Here is a 3,872-nt window from a genome sequence, read left to right on the forward strand (position 1 = left end):
GTCGCCGAGCGCGCCCGCACCGGCCACGCGACGACGCTCGGCGGGGCCTCGGGGGCGGTCGCCGGGCTGGTCGCGATCACCCCCGCCGCCGGCTACGTCGACTCCCTGCCCGCGATGCTGCTCGGCGCGGTCGCGGGCGTCGCGGCCTTCGGCGCCGTCCGGCTGAAGTTCCGTCTCGGCTACGACGACACGCTCGACGTCGTCGGCGTCCACTACGTGGGCGGGTTCGTCGGCATGCTTCTTCTCGGCATCTTCGCGTCGCACGCCGTGAACCCCGCGGTGCACCACCAGGGCCTCGCCTACTCGGGCAGTCTGTGGCTGCTCGGCCGGCAGGCGCTCGCCGTCGTCGTCTCGACCACGTTCGCCTTCACGGCGACGTACGTCGTCGCCCGCCTGGTGAACGCCGTGGTGCCCCTGCGGTGCACCCCGGAGGAGGAGTACGACGGACTCGACCAGAGCCAGCACGCGGAGTCGGCCTACGACTTCGGTCTCGCCCGCACGACGGCCGGAAGGATCGGGACATGAGGCTCGTGACCGCGGTGGTCAAGCCGTTCAAGCTCGACGACGTGCGCGAGGCGCTGGAGGCGCTCGGCGTGCGGGGGATGACCGTCGAGGAGGTGCAGGGTCACGGCCGCCAGCGCGGCCACACCGAGGTCTACCGGGGCGCGGAGTACGTGGTGGACTTCGTCCCCAAGGTGCGGATCGACATCGTCGTCGACGACGTCGAAGCCCCTCGCGTGGTCGAGGCGGTCGTCGCTGCGGCCCGCACGGGCCGGATCGGCGACGGCAAGGTGTGGACGGTCGCGGTCGACGACCTCGTCCGGATCCGCACCGGCGAGCGAGGTTCCGACGCCCTCTGAGCCGGCTTCGCCCGCCGCGCCCGACTCCCTCCCGGTGGCCGCGGTGGCCGCGCTGCGTGCCCGCCGCGCGGAGGTGCTCGCCGATTGGACGCAGCGCGGCGCCGGGCTGCGGTCGGCGCTCGTCGACGCGGTCGACACCTGCCTCGACGCCGTGGTCGGCGACCTGCTGGCCGACTCCGCCTGGGCGGGGTCCGGGCTCGCGGTCCTGGTGGTCGGCGCCTACGGACGCCGTGAACCCGCCGCCGGGAGCGACCTCGACCTGGTGCTCGTCCACGACGGCCGTGCGGACGTGGCCCCGTTCGTCGACCGGCTGCTGTATCCCCTGTGGGACACGGGTTTTCCGGTCGACCACAGCACCCGCACGATCGACGAGGCCCTCGCCGTGGCCGCGCAGGACCTGCGCGCGGCCCTCGGGCTGCTCGACGCCCGGCACGTCGCCGGCGATCCGCAGCTGGCCGCCGATCTGGTCGAGCGCACCCGCGGCCAGTGGCGCTCGGGGATCCGCCGCCGGTTGCCCGACCTGGTCCGCGGCGCCCGTGAGCGCTGGCAGGCGCACGGGGAGCTGCCGTTCCTCCTCGAGCCCGATCTCAAGCTCGCCCGCGGCGGCCTGCGCGACGTGCAGCTGCTGCGTGCGCTGGCACTCGGCTGGTTGACCGACCCGCCGGAAGCCCGGGTGGAGGCGGCGTACACCGGCCTGCTCGACGTCCGCGGCGAGCTGCACCGGCGCCCCGGGCGACCCAGCGACCGGCTGCTGCTGCAGGAGCAGGACGCGATCGCGGTGCCGGTCGGGTACGGCGACGCCGACGCGCTGATGCGCGACGTCTACGCCGCTGCCCGCACGATCGCCTTCGCGGCCGACCAGACGCTTCGGCGGGTGCAGCGCGACGTGGCGCCGCGCCGGCGGCTCTTCGGCCGGTCGCCTTCCACCGACCGGATCCCGCTCGCGTCCGACGTGGTGGCCCAGGACGGCGAGGTCGTGCTCGCCGTCGGGGCCGACCCGGCCCGCGATCCCGGGCTGGTCCTGCGGGTGGCCGCCGCCGCCGCCGAGCAGGGCCTGCCGATCGCGCCGCACGCACTGGCGCGCCTCGCCGGCTCCGCGGCCCTCCCGGAGCCGTGGCCGGCCCCGGCCCGCGACGACCTCGTGACCCTGCTCGGCGCCGGGTACGACGCGGTCGCGGTCGTCGAGACCCTCGACCAGGCCGGGCTGCTGCAGCCGCTGCTGCCGGAGTGGGAGCAGGTGCGGTGCAAGCCGCAGCGCAACGCCTACCACCGCTTCACCGTCGACCGGCACCTCGTGGAGTGCGCGGCCGAGGCGGCCGCCCTGACCCGCCGCGTGGCCCGGCCCGACCTCCTGCTGCTCGGTGCGCTCCTGCACGACATCGGCAAGGGGCTGCCCGGCGACCACACCGACAACGGCGTGGCACTGGTCGCGCGCATCGGCCCGCGTCTCGGCCTGGCGCCGGACGACACCGCCACGCTGGTCGCGATGGTCCGCCACCACCTGCTGCTGCCGGACACCGCGACCCGCCGCGACCTCGAGGACCCGGTCACCGTCCAGCGGGTCGCCGACGCCGTGGGGGATCGGGACACCCTCGACCTGCTCCACGCGCTCGCCGAGGCGGACGGCCGGGCGACCGGCCCGGCCGCCTGGAGCGAGTGGAAGGCCGGCCTCGTCGACGAGCTCGTCTCCCGCACCCGTGCGGTGCTCGCGGGCGCGCCGGCACCGGCCGCCGCGGCGCTGTCTGCCCGGCAGCTCGCGCTGGCCGACCGCCGGGAGACCGCCCTCGACGTCGACGGCGACACCCTCACGGTCGTCACCCCCGACCGGCCGGGAGTGCTCTGGCGGTGGGCCGGGGTGCTCGCCCTGCACCGGCTCGACGTCCGCGGTGCCATCGCCACCTCGACCGGCGCGATGGCGGTCACGGTGTTCGACGCGGTGCCACGCTTCGGTTCCCCACCCGACTGGGAGATCGTGCGCACGGATCTCCGCCGCGCCGAGGCCGACACCGCGTGGCTGGCCGACCGGCTGGCGGCCCGGGAGCGCGACTACCGGCGCGACCCGCACCACCCCTCTGCGGCCTCGCCGCCGCGGGTGCTTTTCGACGACGCCGCCTCGGCGTCGGCGACCGTTGTCGAGGTGCGTGCACACGACCGGCTCGGTCTGCTCTACCGCCTCGCCCACGCGCTGGCCGACCACGGGCTCGACGTGCGCTCGGCCCGGGTCAGCACGCTCGGCGCCGAGGCGGTCGACGCGTTCTACGTGGTCGACGAGTTCGGTGGGCCGTTGCCCTCCGGCGTCCGCCGCGCCGCCGTCGAGGCCGCTCTGCTCGCCGCTCTCGCCGACTAGGCTGGTCTCTGCACCCCGCCCGTCCTGTCCCTGGGGATCCGTGTGTTCGAGACTCTCTCCGACCGGCTCGAGTCGGTCTTCACGGCGCTGCGTGGCAAGGGCCGGCTCTCCGAGGCCGACATCGATGCCACCTGCCGCGAGATCCGCATCGCGCTGCTCGAGGCCGACGTCGCGCTGCCGGTCGTCAAGACGTTCATCGCGGCCGTCAAGGAGCGGGCGCGGGGCGCGGAGGTCAGCCAGGCCCTCAACCCCGCCCAGCAGGTCATCAAGATCGTCAACGAGGAGCTCGTCGGGATCCTCGGGGGTGAGACGAGGCAGCTGCGCTACGCCAAGACGCCCCCGACCGTGATCATGCTGGCCGGCCTGCAGGGCACCGGCAAGACGACGCTCGCCGGCAAGCTGGGCCGGTGGCTGCGCGAGCAGCGCCACACCCCGCTGCTGGTCGCCGCCGACCTGCAGCGCCCCAACGCCGTCCAGCAGCTGCAGGTCGTCGGGGGGCAGGCGGGGGTCGACGTGTTCGCACCCGAGCCCGGCAACGGGGTCGGCGACCCGGTGCAGGTCGCCACCCGGGCCATCGAGCACGCCCGCCGGCTCGGTCACGACGTGGTCGTCGTCGACACGGCCGGCCGGCTCGGCATCGACGCCGAGATGATGGCCCAGGCCGC

Annotated in this window: 4 protein-coding genes; all 4 read left to right on the forward strand. The window is 75.4% G+C overall.

Annotation, left to right across the window (positions count from 1 at the left end; translation table 11 throughout):
* On the forward strand, positions 1-525 hold a 525-nt coding region (locus VFJ21_14570), incomplete at its 5' end, for an ammonia channel protein (protein ID HET7408344.1).
* Positions 522-860, forward strand: a complete 339-nt coding sequence (locus VFJ21_14575; GenBank protein ID HET7408345.1) for a P-II family nitrogen regulator — start codon at positions 522-524, stop codon at positions 858-860. The genes VFJ21_14570 and VFJ21_14575, both read left to right, overlap by 4 nt.
* 43 nt (positions 861-903) lie before the next feature.
* The gene (locus VFJ21_14580; GenBank protein ID HET7408346.1) at positions 904-3,207 is read left to right on the forward strand and encodes a [protein-PII] uridylyltransferase; all 2,304 of its coding nucleotides are present in this window, start codon (positions 904-906) and stop codon (positions 3,205-3,207) included.
* A gap of 42 nt (positions 3,208-3,249) precedes the next feature.
* Positions 3,250-3,872, forward strand: a 623-nt coding sequence (locus VFJ21_14585) for a signal recognition particle receptor subunit alpha (protein HET7408347.1), incomplete at its 3' end; no start/stop codon positions are given.

Source organism: Mycobacteriales bacterium (assembly GCA_035690485.1).
Taxonomy (GTDB): domain Bacteria; phylum Actinomycetota; class Actinomycetes; order JAFAQI01; family DASSKL01; genus DASSKL01.

Excerpts from the sequence above, each read along its gene's own strand:
- VFJ21_14575 (HET7408345.1), top strand. The coding sequence starts at position 522 with ATGAGGCTCGTGACCGCGGTGGTCAAGCCGTTCAAGCTCGACGACGTG.